The organism is Marinobacter vulgaris (assembly GCF_003344045.1).
In the GTDB taxonomy this organism is placed as follows: domain Bacteria; phylum Pseudomonadota; class Gammaproteobacteria; order Pseudomonadales; family Oleiphilaceae; genus Marinobacter; species Marinobacter vulgaris.
On record NZ_QFWX01000001.1, the window covers coordinates 90885 to 109059 of the forward strand.

General features: G+C 60.5%; 14 protein-coding genes. 6 read left to right on the forward strand and 8 right to left on the reverse strand.

Features of this window, described 5'->3' with window-relative positions; genetic code table 11:
• Positions 1–26: 26 nt before the first annotated feature.
• Positions 27–2306: a diguanylate cyclase domain-containing protein gene (locus DIT71_RS00445; protein WP_114611235.1), complete on the forward strand. Its 2280-nt coding sequence runs from the start codon at positions 27–29 to the stop codon at positions 2304–2306.
• On the opposite strand, the gene DIT71_RS00450 is transcribed toward DIT71_RS00445, so the two are convergent.
• The 3 genes from DIT71_RS00450 to DIT71_RS00460 all read right to left on the reverse strand — a co-directional run bounded on the left by DIT71_RS00450 (position 2276) and on the right by DIT71_RS00460 (position 5975).
• Positions 2276–3892 carry a Na/Pi cotransporter family protein gene (locus DIT71_RS00450; RefSeq protein ID WP_114611236.1) on the reverse strand — a complete coding sequence of 539 codons (1617 nt, stop codon included), beginning with the start codon at positions 3890–3892 and terminating at the stop codon, positions 2276–2278. The genes DIT71_RS00445 and DIT71_RS00450 overlap by 31 nt on opposite strands.
• A 68-nt stretch (positions 3893–3960) precedes the next feature.
• Positions 3961–5169, reverse strand: a complete 1209-nt coding sequence (locus tag DIT71_RS00455) for an HD-GYP domain-containing protein (protein WP_114611237.1) — start codon at positions 5167–5169, stop codon at positions 3961–3963.
• Positions 5166–5975: a TatD family hydrolase gene (locus tag DIT71_RS00460; protein WP_114611238.1), complete on the reverse strand. Its 810-nt coding sequence runs from the start codon at positions 5973–5975 to the stop codon at positions 5166–5168. Before DIT71_RS00460 ends, DIT71_RS00455 begins: the two co-directional genes overlap by 4 nt.
• 129 nt (positions 5976–6104) lie before the next feature.
• Between DIT71_RS00460 and DIT71_RS00465 the strand changes: the two genes are divergently transcribed.
• Positions 6105–6935: a polyphosphate kinase 2 family protein gene (locus DIT71_RS00465; RefSeq protein ID WP_114611239.1), complete on the forward strand. Its 831-nt coding sequence runs from the start codon at positions 6105–6107 to the stop codon at positions 6933–6935.
• A gap of 17 nt (positions 6936–6952) precedes the next feature.
• Positions 6953–8227 (forward strand): D-amino acid dehydrogenase, encoded by a 1275-nt coding sequence (locus tag DIT71_RS00470; protein WP_114611240.1) that lies wholly within the window; start codon positions 6953–6955, stop codon positions 8225–8227.
• Positions 8228–8229: 2 nt separating this feature from the next.
• Here DIT71_RS00470 and DIT71_RS00475 read toward each other — a convergent pair whose 3' ends face one another.
• Entirely contained in the window at positions 8230–8940 is a 711-nt protein-coding gene (locus tag DIT71_RS00475) for a tRNA/rRNA methyltransferase (protein WP_114611241.1), read from the reverse strand.
• Between DIT71_RS00475 and DIT71_RS00480 the strand changes: the two genes are divergently transcribed.
• Entirely contained in the window at positions 8939–10204 is a 1266-nt protein-coding gene (locus DIT71_RS00480; protein ID WP_114611242.1) for a methyltransferase, read from the forward strand. The two genes, DIT71_RS00475 and DIT71_RS00480, sit on opposite strands and share 2 nt — an antisense overlap.
• On the opposite strand, the gene DIT71_RS00485 is transcribed toward DIT71_RS00480, so the two are convergent.
• The 3 genes from DIT71_RS00485 to DIT71_RS00495 form a co-directional block, all read right to left on the reverse strand.
• Positions 10189–10671, reverse strand: coding sequence for a DUF4124 domain-containing protein (locus tag DIT71_RS00485; protein ID WP_114611243.1), 483 nt, complete (start codon positions 10669–10671; stop codon positions 10189–10191). The two genes, DIT71_RS00480 and DIT71_RS00485, sit on opposite strands and share 16 nt — an antisense overlap.
• 107 nt (positions 10672–10778) lie before the next feature.
• Entirely contained in the window at positions 10779–11972 is a 1194-nt protein-coding gene (locus DIT71_RS00490) for an OmpA family protein (protein ID WP_114611244.1), read from the reverse strand.
• 148 nt (positions 11973–12120) lie between these two features.
• Positions 12121–14451 (reverse strand): ATP-dependent helicase, encoded by a 2331-nt coding sequence (locus DIT71_RS00495; RefSeq protein WP_114611245.1) that lies wholly within the window; start codon positions 14449–14451, stop codon positions 12121–12123.
• Positions 14452–14508: 57 nt separating this feature from the next.
• Between DIT71_RS00495 and DIT71_RS00500 the strand changes: the two genes are divergently transcribed.
• Positions 14509–14889, forward strand: a complete 381-nt coding sequence (locus tag DIT71_RS00500; protein WP_114611246.1) for a DUF2237 family protein — start codon at positions 14509–14511, stop codon at positions 14887–14889.
• Between the two features lie 7 nt (positions 14890–14896).
• Entirely contained in the window at positions 14897–17044 is a 2148-nt protein-coding gene (locus DIT71_RS00505) for a tRNA(Met) cytidine acetyltransferase TmcA (RefSeq protein ID WP_114611247.1), read from the forward strand.
• A 15-nt stretch (positions 17045–17059) separates the two neighbouring features.
• Here the strand turns inward: DIT71_RS00505 and DIT71_RS00510 are convergent, their stop codons facing one another.
• Positions 17060–18160, reverse strand: a complete 1101-nt coding sequence (locus tag DIT71_RS00510) for an enoyl-CoA hydratase/isomerase family protein (protein ID WP_114611248.1) — start codon at positions 18158–18160, stop codon at positions 17060–17062.
• Between the last annotated feature and the right edge of the window lie 15 nt (positions 18161–18175).

Below are 18175 nucleotides of genomic sequence, written 5' to 3' on the forward strand. Positions count from 1 at the left end.
ACGGCCTTCCTGCCCCGGAGGAGTTCTTGAGCGCCCGTCAATATTTTTTTCTGCTGGTTGCGCTGTTTATCACTGAGTGCGTGACCGCTACGGTTGCCAGTGCCCGGGAAACACTGACATTTGGTGTGTTTGCCTATCGGCCCGATCACATTATCCGCGAGCGGTACGAACCCCTGGCTCAGTATCTCTCTGAAGAGGCGGGAGTGGACGTGGAGCTTGAAGTACTGGATCAGGCGGACATGAGCCGTGCGGTCGCCGCCAACAGGCTGGATTTTTTTCTCACCAACCCCAGTCATTTTCTCCAGATCCGCAGTGAGCGAAGCCTGACCGGCGTTCTTGCGACTTTGGTACGGCGTTCCGGGAATCATTCCACGTCCAGTCTCGGCGGCGTTATTTTTACCGCTGCCGGGCGGGAGACTATCCAGAGCCTTGAAGACCTTCCCGGCAAGAGCATCGCCTCGCCAGGCGTTCATTTCCTGGGCGGTTTTCAGGCACAGACTCTCGAGCTTCTGGATGCCGGCTTTGATGTTCGTCGGTCGAACAGGGTCCGCTTTGTCGACACCCATGACCGGGTTGTCCGCTCGGTACTCGCGGGAAATGCGGATGTAGGCTTCATCCGCACCAGTATCCTTGAAGAAATGGCCGAGGCCGACCCTGATCTGTTCACCCGGGTGAAGGTATTGAATCAGCAGGCCCTGGCCGGTTTTCCCTATGTTGTGTCCACCCGCCTGTATCCCGAGTGGCCACTGGTGGCTTTGCCCCATGTTAATGAGCGTGTCGTCCGCCGGGTTGCGTCGGCTCTGTTTGCCATTGAGCCGGACGACCGGGCCGCCGTGTCGGCAGGCATAACAGGGTTCTCCCCACCGGCGGATTACCAGTCGGTGGAGTACCTCGCCCGGACACTTCGTGTGCCGCCCTACGACCAGATGCCACAGGTAGCCTGGATCGATGTCCTCAACCAGTACCGGGCCTGGGCGTTTACCATTGTCGTTCTCGTGCTTCTGCTGTTTGGCAGCGCCCTGTGGCTGGCCAAGAGCAAACGCCAGCTGGCAGCTCAGCAGAAGCGATTGAAGCAGCTGATCCAGGACTGGCCGCAGCCGGCGCTGCTGATTCAGAACGGTATTTTCGTCAATACCAACCGTGCGGCGGTTGACCTGCTCAAGTACACCTCGAACGCGTCACTGTCTGGCAAGAGCCTTGAGGCCTTTTCGCCGGAGACGCAACCGGACGGGCAGATTTCGCAGCAGAAAATGGAACAGAGGCTGTCCCGGGTGAGGGGCGGTCAGGTGGAACAGTGTGAGTGGGTGTTGCGCCGCTCTGACCAATCCGAGGTCTGGGTTGATATGACGTTGGCTCCGGTCCAGGGGGAGGGAGGGGCCGGTTCCGTTATTCTTTGCTCACTGTACGATATCACCCGGCGGAAGCGGGCTGAGCAGCGGCAGCGACTGGCCGCCAGCGTGTTCGACCATTCCCGGGAAGCCATCTTTATTACCGACAGCCACGGTATGGTGATTGAAGCCAACGATGCCTATCTGGAAATTACCGGCTGGCCCCAAAGCCGCGCCATCGGGCGTTTGCCGCCGTTACCGGTGGAGGAGGGTAGCGGTGTGTTTGCCAGTGCCCGGGCCCAGGGTTTTTGGTCAGGGGAGTTTCGCTGCAAACATCTCGTTGGCGAGCCGCGGGTTCTGGCAGTAACCATCAGCAGTGTCTGTGGTGACCATGGTGAAGTCTCCCACTTTGTCGGCATGTTCAGCGATATCAGCCGGCTCAAGGAACAGGAGCAGAAGCTTACCATCATGGCTCATTACGATGCCCTGACCGGCCTGCCGAACCGGGTCCTTTTCTCGGACCGGCTACAGCAGGCCATGGCCCTGACCCGCCGGCAGGGAAGCAAGCTGGCTGTGGTGTACATCGACCTGGATGAGTTCAAGCCGGTTAACGATGCCTTTGGCCATGAGGCGGGTGACCAGCTATTGATCGAAGTGGCCGCCCGGATGCGGGCCGTGCTCCGGGAGGAAGACACCCTGGCGCGGCTTGGGGGTGATGAATTTGCGGCTATTGTGACCAATGTTCAGCAGGAAGCTTCCCTGGAGAGCCTGCTGGCGCGGCTGCGGAACCAGGTAGCGGAACCGGTCTGGGTTGCCTGTCACAGCGTGGAGGTATCAGCGAGTATTGGCTATACCCTGTTCCCACAAACTGAAAATCTGGATGGTGATCAGCTGCTTCGCCAGGCGGACCAGGCCATGTACGAGGCCAAGCACCGGGGTCGCAATCGTTATATCCGGTTTTCAGCGCCTTGTGCATGAGACTCACCGTTAAGCAGCTCCGTCGCGGGGCGCCAGGCCAGAGACTTGTGCCACTGGTCACAGAGCCGCCGTACTGAACTCAGGGTGTCAAGGGTTCGCTCTCCGGCAATGGCGGAGAGGTCCCCTTTGACGATCATGGCGAGCATGCGTGATTTGAGCATGTGGTAGGTCTTCTCGGTGTCATTAAAGATGACGGGCGCGGTTTCGTCCGCTGACACCAGCGCTCTCAGCAAATCCACATACTGTTCAAGCTCGCCGGAGAGGCCGGCCAGCTGTGGCAGCTTCCGGGATTCCCGTAACTGTAACAGGGCGGGGGCCAGGTTGGTGGCTTCTGCCAGATAGCGACAGGTCAGGATGGTCCGGGTCAGGGCGTCAACGGTTGCCGGGTGGATTTTCTCCGCACGGAGTTTCGAGACGTAGTCAGTAATCGACTGGTTGAGGCTCAGACAGGTTTCCGATTTTGGTCCGATCTGCGCAGGCTTCAGGCCCTCACGATCCAGGCATACCCGCAACAGGCCACGGTTGAGGTCGATAAGGCGTTTCATTTCCTGATCAACCGCACTGACGGCAAGCTCCGGTGTGGTCACCAGGGTGTTGTCCAGAAACCGGGGTTCGGCGAGGTCTTCCTCCCTGCTGCGGAACAGCCGCCCCAGAAACCGCGCAAAATGGGGGGTAAAGGGAAGCATGACAAAGGCCCCGAGGACATTGAACAGGGTATGGAACAGCGCCAGGGAAACCGCAACGTTGGCGTCCAGCTGTAACCAGTCTGCCAGCAGCGCAACGGTCCAGAGCATGAGCGGCAGAATGAGGAGTGCGATGGCGCCGGTCACCGCGTTGAAAAGGATATGGCCAATGGCAAGTCGGCGGGCGTTGGCGGTTGCTTTGATGGCTGACAGGGCAGCCGTTGAGGTGGAGCCCAGGTTGGCACCAATGACGGCGGCCGCGGCATTGTTCAGGGGTATCAGGCCACCGGCCGCTGCGGTCAGGACAATCGCCAGCGCGGCGCTTGAGGACTGGGTGACGACCGTTGCCAGGAAGCCGATCAGCATGAACGCCGGCAAGCCATACTCGTTTTGCAGCAGGATGCTGCTATCCATGCCTCCTGTGAACGATTCCAGAGAAGACTTGAGGATAGACAGCCCGAGAAAGAACAGTGCAAATCCGGCCAGTGCTTCACCGAGGGACTGACTGCGGGGATTGCCCGATATCAGCTTGAGGCCGACCCCGGCGGCAAGAATGGGCAGCGCAATGGCTTCAATGTTGAAACCGAATCCCACCAGGCTGACAAGCCAGGCGGTCATGGTGGTTCCGATATTGGAACCAAAGATGACCCCCAGGGACTGGCTGAGGCTCAGCAGACCTGCGTTAACAAAACCAATCGTGGCCACGGTGACAGCGCCGGATGACTGGACCAGGCCGGTAATCAGGAAACCTGCCGCGAGGCCCCGCAACGGGGTCTTGGTCCAGTGCCCCAGCAGGTGGCGAAGATGATGGCCCGCAGCGCTCTTGAGACCGTTGGTCATCATTTCCATGGCCAGCAGGAAGAGGGCAAGGCCACCGAGAATCTGGAACAGGGTTGCTATCATTGCCGGGCTATGGGTCGGGACGTGGGCTTTGTCTGAGCTTAGCAGACCCTGGCGAGACCTGCGGTTTGTCAGGCGAGAAACTTGCGCACATCAATCCTGTACTGGTCCGGATCGACGGATCGCAGAATTCGGTCCTGTGCCCCGGGTTTTGCCAGGTCGATGGATTCTACGGTGATTGGCAGGCGGAAACGGGTGTTGTACATCACGCGGACGACCGGGAGCCGTTGGTCGTCGTCGTTGGTTTCCACGACGACCCCGAGGCGTCCACTTTCCAGAAGCACCAGGGCGCCAATGGGGTAGAGGCCCACGCAGCGGATGAACTCCCGCACCAGAGCCGGGTCCAGGTGGCTACCGCTCCATTCCAGCAGTTTCTTGAGACCCTGGGTCGGCGTCATGCCTTTGTGATAGACCCTGTCGGCGGTGATGGCGTCGTAGACGTCGGTGATGGCCACCATGCGCCCGTATACTGAGATTTCATCACCTTTGAGCCCTTCCGGGTAGCCGCTGCCATCCAGCCGTTCGTGGTGCTGTGCCGCGGTAACCACGGACAACTCACCGATGCCCTCGGTGGAATTCAGAATGTCCCGTGAGTGCCGGGCATGAGCCTTCATGACCTCGAACTCCTCCGTCGTCAGCCGTCCGGGCTTATGGAGGATCTCGTCCGGTGTGAGGATCTTGCCAATGTCGTGGAGCAGAGCGCCGACAATGGTCTGGTGCAGTGCATCCGCCGACAGCTTGCGGAAGTTGCCAAACAGGGACATCAGGACACTGAGATTGACGGAGTGCTCAAGCAGGTAGTTGTCCTTCTCGCGGATGCGGCCCAGGCAACTGAGGGCGTTGGCATTGCGAAAAACCGAGCTCTGGAGCTTGTCGGCCAACTGATGAACCGGTGCTATATCAATGGCCCCGCCAATCTTCACGCTGTTCATCAGGTTGCCCACCAGGCCCTGGGCCTGGGTATGCACCTGCTGGGCAATCACCATTTCCTCGGCAACCGTTACCCGCCGGTAAACGCCGGGCGACTGCTCCCCGGCACTCTGCAAGGCCGCCTCATTGCGGGTGTCCACTTCATGGGCCGGTTCCGAGTCCTGGGAGTCCAGACCCCTGGATGCGTCGATATAGACGCAATCCACACCCATCAGGCGGATTTTCTCGATGGTGTCCGCTTTTTTGATCACGCCGCGACGGCGCTGGGTATTGTGGGGAATCCAGTCGTTGTTCAGGTCGGTGATGTACATGCCGACCCTGAGTGCCGAGACAGGTATGCGTTTGATCATTGCCGCGGGAAGAAGGTTCGGAGGCTATTGTCATAGGTTGTGGCCAAAACGTTTTCCAGCGGCAGCTGTTTCACGTCGGCGATTTTCTCGGCCACAAAGGGAATATAGAAAGGCGCGTTTTCCTTGCCGCGATAGGGTACCGGAGTCAGGAACGGTGAATCGGTTTCCAGAAGGATCTGTTCGATCGGTGCCATGCGCACGATGTCGCGTACGTTCTCGGCCTTGTTGAAGGTGGTGATGCCGTTAAAACCGAGACACCAGCCTTCATCCAGCGCATATTGCGCCAGCCCGGGCCCGGACGTGAAGCTGTGGATCACGCCACGACGCTTGAGTGTGGTTTCGAACTCTTTGAGGATGTCGATGGTATCCTCGTCGGCTTCGCGGCTGTGAATCACCACCGGGCGATCGGTATCGCAGGCAATCTGGAGCTGGCGACGGAACACCTCGCGCTGTACATCACGATCCGCGTTATCGTAGAAATAATCCAGACCGATCTCGCCCACGGCAACGATCTTGTCATCACCTGCATGGGCACGAATCTCTGCTTCCGCGGCGTCGGAATATTTCTCGGCATCGTGCGGGTGAATCCCCTGGGTGCCATACACCCAGGGCGCTACCTGGCTCAACTCCCGCACGGTAGCCAGGTTTTCCGGTGACACGGCAATGGTGATCACCCGCTCGATGTTGACCCGCCGGGCTTCAGCCAGGGTTTCCTCCAGGGGACGGTCCTTGAGGTAATCCAGGTGGCAGTGGGTTTCGATGATCGGATGATCGAATACGGGAATTTCGCGACGTTTTTTACTCATTGTCAGCTACTACACTCCATCGCAACCGGAGTAATGGCTGCTATTCTGAATATTTGGCCTTGTAAGTCTATCAGCTTGTCCGATTGTTGACCTGTATTACCTCCATAGGGAGTTGCACGGAGCACCTTGATGAAATTATCGGCATTTGCCAGTTCTTTTCTTTTTGATCCGAACAAGCCCGGGTTCCGGGATTACCCCACCCTGTTGGACCAGGATGAGAAACTGCCGGCGCTGGAAGCCAGCCTGGAACAGATTGGCGAGTACCAGCGCCGCCTCTGGGCCAACCAGGCCAGGGCGGTATTGCTGGTCGCCCACGGCCCGGATACCAGCGGCAAGGACAGCCTGATCCGGACACTGGCAACCTACGCCGACCCAGCAGGCTTCCATGCCTGGTCCTTCAGCCGGCCCAAAGGGGCTGAAACCCGTCACGACTTTCTCTGGCGGGTAACGCCCTTCCTGCCGGGCTTTGGCGAAATGGTGGCGTTCAATCGCAGCCATCACGAGGCAGTGATTGCCGAGCGGGTGTGGCCGGTTCACCCGCCTGAGACCTACAACTGGAAAAACCGTTACCAGTCTATCCGGAACTTCGAGAGCCATCTGGTGGAGGAGGCCACCACGGTGATCAAGATCTGGCTCAATCTGTCCGGGGATGAGCATCGTGAGCGCCTTCTCAAGCGCCTGGACAAGCCCCGCAAGCGCTGGAAATTCGATAAATCCGACATCGACGGCTGGGAGAAGCGCGGTCAGTACGAGGCTTTCGCCGAAGAAGCCCTTGCCGCGACCCATACAAAGCAAGCACCCTGGTTTATCGTTCCCGGCGACCGGAAACCCCAGGCCAGGGCTATCGTTGCGGCCATACTGGCGGAGCAACTGCAAAGGCTGGCCCCGGACTATCCGAAAGAGGACGAAGGCGTGCTCAAAGAGTACCGCCGCCTGTTGGCCAAAAACGGCGTAAAGTGAACCAGACGGAGAGGCACATGCACATTGTTGTTGTCGGTGGTGGCGTAGTCGGGATGACCACGGCTTACGAGCTGAGCCGCAGGGGGCATCGGGTCACAGTGCTGGAGCGCCATGGAATTGCCGGAAACGAAACCAGCAAGGGCAACGCGGCCCAGCGCTCCTACGGCGTGGTCTATCCCTGGGCCGACCCGGCCATGGTACTGAAGGCCATACCCTGGCTGTTCAAAAAAGACGGCCCCCTGAAAATGAGTGTGCCGCCATCCCTGGAAACCCTGCGATTCATGTTCGCCACGCTGCGCTATGCCCGTTCGCCCGGACTCTTCGGCCTCAACAAGCGCGCCATGCTACGCCTGGGTATCCACAGCCGTGAGCGCTTTCTGGCCCTTGAACAGGAGCTGGATCTGCAATTTGATGGCGATCACCAGGGCCTGCTTCACCTGGCCAGCACCCCGGAAGCCCTCGAAAGTTACCGCCACACTCAGCAATTGCTTGACGAGCTTGGTATCCCCTCGCGACTGCTGACGCCCGAGCAGGTTCGCGAAGCCGAACCGGGCATGACCGGCGATGGTCCGCTTTATGGTGCTTTGAGCTACGATACCGACGGTACCGGCGACTGCCACCTGTTCTCCCGTGAGCTGGCCAAGGCCTGTGAATCGAAGGGCGTAGGCGTTCGCTATAATACCGAGACAGAGCATCTTCTTGCGAATGATCACCGGATAACCGGCGTTGACGTACGCAATAGGGATGGCACGTCGGAGACCATTGAGGCGGATGCGGTGGTCATCTGCGCGGGCTGCTGGTCCGGTCAGCTGACCCGCCAGCTGGGTCTGAAGCTGCCCATATACCCGGTCAAGGGCTACAGCTTCACTGTTCCTCTGTCAGACCCTGAGCGGGCGCCAGTCTCCACCGTGCACGATGATAACTACAAGGTTGTCTCCACCCGCCTGGGCGACCGCCTACGCGCCTCCGGCTTTGTGGAACTGGCGGACTTCAACCGCGACATTCCCGAGGCGCGGCTGGCCACCATCCGCCAATCCGTGGAATCACGCTTCCCGGGCTGCGCCGACCTGCTGGCGGCGGAAACCTGGACGGGTTTCCGCCCGATGACTCCGGACGGGCCTCCCATCATCGGGCGCGGCCCCAGGGACAATCTGTTTCTCAATACCGGCCACGGTACCTTCGGCTGGACCCTGTCGACGGGCAGTGCGGCTGTGATTGCCCAACTGATCGACGGGGAGGAGCCTTCGGTTTGCCTTGATGCATTCAGGCCTGGCAGGTTTGCCGAGTCGTGATGTTATTGCTTCTCCGGATCAGAGGATTCCGCCACACGTCGCTCGATATTCCCACAGAGGGTATGCACAAAACCGACATCCCGCTCCGTGAGTAGGGGCAACCGCTCGAACACCCACTGCCACAGCTTGCCATCCGAAGGCGCATCCAGCTCAGGCAGAAGCGTTTCCAGCCGCTGACGCAGGGCGCCCAGCCGGGCATCCGGAGCTGCGGGCCGGGATTGTTCCACAGGCGCCGAGGCCAGGCCGGAGAGCTCCCAGGCATAGAGCATGACCGCCTGGGACAGGTTCAGTGACGGATAGGGCACGGCCATGGGAAAGCCTGTAAGCAGGTCGCACAGTGCCAGTTCGTCATTGGACAGGCCCCGGTCTTCGCGGCCGAACACGAGAGCAGACGTTGCTACCGAGGCACCCTTGCGGACCATGATATCCCGAAGCTGCGCGGGCTCATGCCAGTCCTGCCGGTGGTGGCGGCATTTGGCAGAGGTGCCCATCAGCAGGTCTACGGAGTTTCTTACTGCGGCCATATCCGGGAAAATGCGGACATTGTCCAGGATATGGTCAGACCCGTGGGCAAGCCAGTGGGCCTCCGGGCGGGTGTGCAGGTCGGAATTGACCAGCCACAGCTGGTTGAAGCCCATGGTGCAAAGGGCGCGGGCAGCTGCCCCCACGTTTTCGGGGACTTTCGGTTCAACAAGTACAAAGGCCAGTTGCATGACGTTACCTCCGCCGGCAAGTTTACACGACCCGGACAGCCGTTTTTATCACCACTGGCAACAACTGAACGATTGGCTGGTGGCGCACCGGGAACTGTGGCAACCGGCGCCGTTTACCGACCCGAAGCCGCCATGGACCCGTAAATGGCCGGCGCTGGCCGAGCGGGTTGCAAGCCTGTCTGACAGCGACTGCCAGCAACTGGACGATGAGCCAGGTATCCTGGCCGGACTGGCGGCCGGGGAGCTGCCGTCACTGCAGGTTTTTGATGAGTTGACCCGGGTGCCGTCACTGGTTTCCGAATCGCTCCAAACGAGCGTTCTGCCTGAAATCAGGGCTACGGACATGCCGGGCCGAAAGCGGCTGCAATCCGGTGCCTTTGCCTCGGCTCTGCGGCCATTGAAACACGATGTGCTGGACTGGTGTTGCGGCAAGGGCCATCTGGCCAGAACACTGGCGCCCTTGTGCAACGGCAGCGTGTCAGGCCTGGAGTGGAACCGGGCTTTGGTCGAGGATGGTAACCGGCTGGCAGTGAAGTTCGGAGATCGGGTTACTTTGTACCCTCAGAACGTGATGGCGGAAGAACTGGTGATGCCTGCGGGCGCGCATGGCGTTGCCCTCCATGCCTGTGGTGACCTTCATCGGCAACTGATGCGCCGCGCCGTGAATGCTCGCCTGCCACGGCTGAGTTTCTCGCCCTGCTGTTACCATCTTGCGCAAAGTCCGCACTACGAACCGGCTTCCAGGAGGGCCGGGCGTTGCACCAATGCGCTGGAGTTGAACCGTAACGATCTGCGGCTGGCGGTACAGGAAATGGTGACTGCTCCGGAGAGGGTGCGGCAGCAAACCGGCCGGATCAGTCAGTGGCGCCTGGGCTTTGACGGCCTGCAGCGCCATCTCAGAGGCGTGGACACCTACCTACCGGTACCCTCGCACCCGAGCCGACTAATCAAAGGGGACTTCACCGGATTCTGTCGCTGGGCTGCCGCCAAGAGGGGCGTGGAGCTGCCACTGGAAACTGACTTTGCCCACTGGCAACACTACGGCGAACAACGATTGCGGGAGGTACGTCGCCATGAGTTGGTGCGGCATCTTTTCCGGCGGCCAATGGAGCTCTGGCTGGTACTGGACTACGCGCTGTTCCTGGAAGAGCAGGGTTACCATGTGCGGCTGGGCACTTTCTGTGAGCGGCTGCTGACACCGCGTAACCTGCTGATCGATGCTGTCAGGAATGAAAGGGCTGAGAGCGCTCAGGGTTTGCGGTAAACCACTTCTTCCACGCATCCGTCCCGGAAATACACGTAGGTCAGCTCGTAGAGGGCGCCGTAGTGCTTGGTCGGGTACACCCAGGTTTCCTGGGGCGTGGGGTAAGTTTCCGGTGGCCGCCCAAAGGCCTTGCGCACATGCTCTCTGGTCATGCCTTGCACCACCTGTTCCCGCACCAGATAGCGCCTGAGGTCGGTGGAGTTGATGAAACGGCAGGTATCTTCGGCCTGTTGCCGTCCGGGTTTGTCCTGCTCCCTGTCGGCCTCCTCCGTTTTCTGCTCCGGCGGCAGGTGCTGGCCAAAGTTGCCACCAATGGTGTTGTCCCGGATGATGATTTTCTCGGAATTTTCTCCGCAGGGCTGGTCGGAAAAGCGGGTTTCGCCGCCGCTATCGCAACGATAGACCTGTGACCAGGCCATGGTAGGCAGACCCAGGGCGAGAGTCAGGACACAGAGGCTTGGCTTCACAGTATTCTCCGACTTTTCTTAGAACCGTTACTTATACGCCGCCCACAAAAAAGGCGCCCGAAGGCGCCTTTCAGTAGAGCTGATCTCTGCAGGATCAGTGCTGACGCTTAGCGGCGAACCTGGATACGTGCCTCAACCCGACGGTTTTCGGCGCGGCCTGCCGCGGTATCGTTGCTGGCAACCGGTTCGGCTTCACCGTAGCCGACCGCGTCCACACGATCGGCACTAATGCCGAGGGCGTCTGTCAGGCGAGCGGCAACGGCTTCTGCCCGGCGCTGGGACAGGAAGCGGTTGTATTCCGCATCGCCCCTGCTGTCACTGTGACCGGCGATTTCCACGGTAGTTTCCGGGTATTCGCGCATGAAATCGGCTACACGGCGGATTTCACTGTCGTAGCTATCGGCGATGACAGAGCTGTTGGTGGGGAACTGCACTTTCAGCTCGATGGTTTCAACGGTCTCGGTAACGCCTTCACAGCCGGTGTCATCCACCTCTGCGCCTGCTGTTGTGCCGGGGCACTGGTCCTGGCTGTTTACGACGCCATCATTATCGCTGTCCAGCTCGCAACCACGGTTGTTTACGCTGGCCCCTGCTGGCGTGTTCGGGCACTGATCCTGGCTGTTGGCAACGCCATCGCCGTCGTCGTCGCGCTCACAACCGTTGTTGTCGACGCTGACACCAGCGGGAGTATTCGGGCACTGGTCACGGTTGTCGGGAACCCCGTCATTATCGGCATCCATCGGTTCCGGCTCAGACAGGGTGCGGGAAAACGCAAAGCTCAGGCCCAGGGTTGCCTGGGTATCGAAGGTGCTTTCATCGATGCCGTGGAATTCGCGCAGCTCGGCGCGGATCGACACACTGTCACTGACGTTGTAGCGGAAACCGGCGCCCACATTGACACGGGTCTCTTCATGGTCGGATCCGGCAGTCTGAACGGCCAGAACGTCATCGCCAAAGTCAGCGTGACCGGCACCGGCAGAAACATATGGGTTCCAGGCTTCGTCCGGTCCGGCCAGGTAGTAGATGCCGTCCAGTCGATATTCTTTGAAGTCGCTGTTGCCGTCCGTGTATTTGCGATCAGCGTCGGCATTGGAGTACACGGCTTCGACAGCCCAGTTGGGATGAAAGCGGAATTCCGCGCCCAGGCCAAAGGTGGCGGTTTCGCTCAGATCCCGCTTGTCGTCAAACAGCTGGAAGCCAACGAAAGGATTCAGATAGATGGTCTGTTCGCGGTCTGCGAGTGCGGGTGTGGCAAGGGATGCGGTCAGGGCCGCAAGGGTCAATGGGCGCATGATGTTCATGCAGAACCTCCAGTTCGATTATCGTTATTGAGAAGATTTTCTGTTCAACTTTCTCGTAAAGCATTGTAAATGCGTACGTACGTGAAATTTACGCCACAGGATTCAAAAAAACAAAGAATGAGTGGGAATGGCGGATCGGCAATTATACTCAGGCTCCCTCATTCAGGGCGGTGAAATACAGATGAGCGCTTTTCTTGCTGAAGTTCAGGGTGTCGCCGTTATCGAACTCCATTTCAAATGAGCTGTCGTCTTCACCGACAACGGATCCGGCCCCGAAAATGGCGTGGCTGAGACGTTTTCTGGCCCAAAGCGGGGCTGTCTCATCTTCCCGGTTTTCGCTGCCGCCATTGAGTGTCACGCCTTCGCGGGACGCGTAACGAGTGCCAGTGGCCGTCAATGGTGCGGTCGTCGTTAGTTCATGCGCTTTATCAGTAGTGCGGTTATCCAGCCACTGTCCGAACTCCCGTGATAGCGGGAAGCAGAGCTCGTCCACAAACCGGCTGGGACCCTGGTCCCCGTCCAGGTGCCGTTTTTCGCCGAAGGGGCGGGTGATCAGGTGAAGCTGCTCTCGGGTACGTGTCATGGCGACATAGAGCAGCCGACGCTCACTTTCCAGGAACGCTTTGGGATCATCCTGGGCCCGGGGGCTGTAGGGCAGGTATTTCTCCTGCAACCCGGGCAGGATAACGGTAGACCATTCCAGTCCTTTGGTGCGGTGGATGGTGGAGAGCAGGGCGCCGCCGCGACGGGTCTCTCCTGCCTGCTTTTTCAGGGCCTTCAGATGCTCGAGCGCCCCTTCGATGGTGACATCGAGCCCCGCCAGATACAGGCGGAAACCGCGAATGGTCTCGATGCGTTCATCGGCGGTTTCGTGGGTTAGCGCGAGGCTGCGGATACCCTCGTAGAGTTCGGTTTCATCCGCGTAACGGGTTATCAGGTCCGCCACGGAGCCTCTGAAGTTGACCAGCTGAGCCAGTGTCTCCCCCAGCTTGCGGAGCTTTTTGGCCGCCATGGGCGCGAGGGCGCCAAAGTCCATGGCCAGTAGCCGCTCATGCCAGCCGGTGCCGAATCCGGCCAGAAAACGCGCCAGCTGTTCCAGCTCCGGCTCTTTCATGCCCACGTGGGGAAATCTCAGCAGTTGCCGGGCAATGTCGAGGCGGTCGTCGTCTGGCAGGTTGCTGATACGCCCGGACACCACCATCAGCAGGCTGGTGATGGCCTGAACTTCCCGGCTGAAAAGGGCGCCCTTGCCGGCGTCGATGCGATAGGGCACCTGTTTTGCCAGCAATTTGAGTTCAATAGGCACGCTCTGGCTCCACACCCGGAACAGGATTGCGGTGTTGCCGAGACTGGTGTCGTCCATGGGCTGGAGCAGTTCGAGAACAACATCGCTGTCGTTTTCCTGCTGGTGCAGGGTTATCCCGGTCGCCGGCGTCGACGGGTGGGAGTGGCACAGCACGTCCTTGCGCCCGGTATTGTGGCAGATCAGGTGGTTGGCAAGCAGGGCTACCCGGTGGCCGTAACGAAAGGTGTAGCTCAGGGTCTGTTCCAGCGGGCTTTCGAACTCCTCGCTGAAGCGCCGGAGGATAAAGTCCGGCTTGGCACCGCGGAACTCGTAGATGGTCTGGTCCGGGTCGCCCACCACCGTTACCCGCGCCCGGTCACCGGCCACGTATCTCAGCAGCAGGTGCTGGATCTCGTTGGTGTCCTGATACTCGTCGACCAGGATCAGGTCCATCTTGTTACCCACCAGGCGCTGCAGCGGTGGGTTCTGATGGATGGCCATCACCGGCTCGTAGAGCATGTCGGCGTAGCTGATCCGGCTCTGGGACTTGCGCCACTGCTCGAAGCTGTGAAACAGGTCGATCAGGTAGCGGTGCTTGTCGGAGTAACCCAGATCCTCGAATACGATCTCCACCGGAGACAGGGTTGTTTTGACCAGATCGATGAAATTGATGGCAGTTTCGACGAAGTCTTTCTTGTTGCGACGGATCTCGTCGGCCAGATCCTCGGGCGCCAGCCGACGGGTGAGTTGCCAGGCCTGGTAGCTGATTTCCTGGTCGGTGAGGATCTTGTCGGAAAACCCGGGCAGGAAGCCCTCGCGGACAAAACGCTTGTAAAGCCGCAGCCCCATGGCGTGGTAGGTGCGAATTTCCGGGATCGCCAGGCCCAGGTTGCGGGTTGTCTCCTGCAGCTTTCGCTCGAAGTCCACCCGTGCACTCCGGTTGAACATTAAAACCAGCATGCGGTTGGGGTCGTGGCCCTGTTCCAGCAGATAGCGAATGCGCCAGGCCAGTGTTGAAGTCTTGCCGCTGCCTGCGACGGCCGTGATCACCACATGTTCAAAGCCTGCGGTGATGATGGCCCGCTGCTCATCGGTAAGGTAGTCCGGTAGCTCGGTTGTGTTCGGTGTTTGGTGTGGTCTTGCCATGGGCGGTATTGTACCCGGCGGCTGGTAGTGCTGATATGGGTGCCGCATAATCCTGCTAACTTTTGCTTATGTGCTTGCCTCCCCCCTACTTAGGAGAATGACGTTATGGCTACAACTGCCGAAGCAGTGAATGTGTTGGGCGAAGCCCTGGAAGTGTGTGGGTCGGATCCGGAAACCGGATTCTATCGCGATGGATGCTGTAATACCGGGCCGGACGACCTGGGGGCCCATGTGGTGTGTGCCGTTGTTACGGATGAATTTCTGGAGTTCTCCAGTGCCAGGGGCAACGACCTCAGTACTCCCAGGCCTGAATTTGGCTTTCCCGGCCTGAAAGAAGGAGATGCCTGGTGTCTGTGTGCGTCGCGCTGGCAGGAGGCATTCGAGGCGGACTGTGCGCCGCGGGTGAAATTGCGGGCCACGCACCGGTCTGCGCTGAAATATTCGAAGCTGGAAGATCTCAAACGCCATTCCATGGATCTGAGCTAAGTCCAACGTGGACCGGACCGGGAACGACACGTCTGAGCTGAGCCGTTGGCTGAACCTGCAAAGTGACTTGCGGGCAGTCGGGCATCGGCGGCTGGTCATTCTGGAAGGCGATCGTGACGCCTCTGTAAAGTGGCTTTGTTCACTGCTCCCCGGGTTGTCGATTACCCCGGGCGTCTGGACGGGTCCGGTTGACGACCAGCCGGAGTCATCGCTGACACCGGTAACACCGGTGGAGGGTCGCCGCTGGCTGGGGCAGGAGCTGGCCTGTGTGGTCTGGGATGGCTGGCAGGGTAATCCGCCGGACAGTTTTGCGGCGTTATCGGGAACGCTGTCGGCCGGGGGACTGTTTTTCTGGCTGATGCCGCCGCTGCAACACTGGCGCAGCTTTGCGGATCCGGATTACCGGCGTACTGGCCTGGATGGTGCTTTGGAGCATCCGTTTGCGGCCCGGCTGGCCGGCATCGTGGCCGGCGATTCCGATGTTATCCGTGTTAATCCGGCGGTGAATCCACAGCCGGATTTACCGGCGGTTGCGCGTCCGCTCAGGGCATTTGAGGTCGGCGCCACCGAGGATCAGCAGGCGCTGGTGAACGATGCTGTGCGGACCGGGCTGGGGCGTCGTCGCCGGCCGTTGGTGGTGACCGCCGATCGGGGTAGGGGCAAGTCGGCAGCCCTGGGAATGGCTGCTGTTCGTTTGCTGGCGGAAGGGCGGCGGCGCGTGGTGGTAACGGCCCCTGACCCGGCTGCTGTGAACACGCTTTTCCATCATGCACGGCTGGCTGCCGGCCAGGTGTCGGAGCCGGAAATGGGCACGGATGACGTTGTGGTGGCCAATGGGGGCCGGCTGGAGTACCGGGCGCTGGACCGGCTGCTTGCCGAGCAACCGGAAGCGGAAGTGGTAATGGTGGATGAAGCCGCTGCGGTTCCGGCACACCTGCTCAAGCGGATTTTGCTGGGTTGGCCGCGGGTAGTCTTTGCCACCACGGTGCATGGCTACGAAGGCTCCGGTCGTGGCTTTGCCATTCGTTTCCGTTCGGTGCTGGATCGCGAAACCCCTCACTGGCAGAGCGCGTCGCTTGCGGCGCCGATCCGCTGGTCGGCGACCGATCCGCTGGAGCCGTTGACGCGACAGATGTTTCTGCTGGACGCGGAGGCCCCGGCGGCAGTCGGACACGGCTCCGGATTCGTGGTGGAGGCCTGGAATCCCGCCACCGCCAGCGATCAGGAGCTGTATGAAGCCTTTGGCCTGCTGGTGGATGCCCATTACCGCACGTCTCCTGGCGATCTTCGGCAATGGATGGACGATCCGGCTGCTGTGAGCTGGCGCCTGACCTGTGACGGTGTGCTGGCGGGCGTGCTTTGGGCAACGGTGGAAGGCGGCCTGGATGCGGAGCTGGCGGAGCAGGTGATGATGGGTAAACGCCGTATGCGGGGGCACCTGCTACCCCAGTCCCTGGCTACCCACAGCGGGTTTGCCGAAGCCGCGAGCCAGCGCCTGTTAAGGGTCGTTCGCATAGCCGTGAGCGCCGGAGTGCGTGGTCGCGGGCTGGGGCAGAGGTTGGTGGCCGCAGCAAGGGACCACGCCGCCAGCCACCGCCTGGATGGCGTCGGTACCAGCTTCGGAGGTAATGTCGGGCTGGTGGCCTTCTGGCAGCGGTGTGGGCTGGCAACGGTGCGCCTGGGCCTGAAACGTGAGGCCAGCAGTGGCGAGTATCCGCTGCAGATGCTCAGTGGGGTATCTGATCGGGGCAGGGCGCTGGCAAATCACCTGCGCTGCAGACTGGCGGAGCACTGGCTGACACTGGTACCTCTGAACTGGCCTGATCTGGAGACCGGACTAACGCTTCAGCTAACCGATTGCCTGCCCACTGTCGGTGCCATCAGTGATGACGACCGCAGGGACCTGAACAGTTTTGCCAGAGGGTACCGGGGGTTTGATCTGACGCTTCCGGTGCTGAGGAAACTCTCCCAGCAAACCGGCGTCATCGACTGGGTGGTCGCCAGCGGCCAGGCCTCCCTGTGGGCCAGAGCGGTGATTCAGGGCTGGACCTGGAGCCGGTTGCAGTCCGCGGGTGAGTGCCGGGGCCGGGAGCCGGGAGAAGCGGCGTTGCGGGGCCAGGTTCGCGCTATTCTGCAAAACCAGCCCGACTTGTGAACGGCCCGGTCTGATTCAGTCCAGGTCCATCGGGTCGTTGCTGTCGTCCAGCTCCGGCACAAAATGTTCCTCGACAACGCTTTCAGGCACGTCTGCCACGGTCCTGAACGACCATTGCGGGGCGTTGTCCTTTTCGATCAGTCGGGCCCTGATGCCTTCCCGCAAGTCCGGACGCCGGGTGCACCGGCTGGCCATGGTCAGTTCCATCCTGAAGGTGTCCTTGAGGGACATCTGCTGGGCCTTCTTGAGCTGGGTCCAGACCAGCCAGGCGGTGACCGGGCAGCCACCGCGCAGGTTGTCCATGCAGCGTTGCCACCACTCACTCCCGATATCGGCGGATAAAAGGCTGTCAACGATATCCGGTAATTCGTCACCGGCACTGAACCTGGCGATACTCTGCTCATGGCGGGCCAGGTCACTCTCCGGCAACGCCCGGTAATCCGGATGTTCCAGTTGTTTGACCAGGCGGAACAGGCGGTTGTCGTCGGCAGCAGCTTCGCCGGTCCAGCGCTCGTCCTGAAGGCGGGCAACCAGGGCGTCAGCCTGCTGCGGGAGTATCGCCATGTCGGCAAGGCCCACCCGCAAAGCGTCAGTGGCATTCAAGCGGGCACCGGTCAGCCCCATGAAAAGTCCGAGCCGGCCGGGCAGCCGGTTGAGAAACCAGCTGGCGCCCACATCGGGAAACAGGCCGATGGTGATCTCGGGCATGGCCATGCTGACGTCCGGTGTGATCAATCGATAGCGGGAAGCGGAGAGAATCCCCAGGCCACCGCCCATCACGGCACCGTGGGCAAGGGTGATGACCGGTTTCGGAAAACGGTGGATGGTGTAATCCAGACGGTACTCACGTGCGAAATAATCCGCTGCGGAGGAGCTATCCCCTGGTTCGGACAGTGCCCCGTAAAGCTCGCGAATATCCCCGCCGGCACAGAATGCGCGGCCCGCTCCCCGGAAAATAACCATGCAGATATGGCTGGCCCCCGCCCACTGATCCAGCGTAGTCTGGATCTCGTCAATCATTGCACCCGAAAGTGCATTCAGGCTTTCGGGAGCGTCCAGGATTATCTGGCCAATGGCGCCTTCCCGGCATTCAAATTCCTGGATCTGAATGGGCATGTTCGCTTCTCCGCT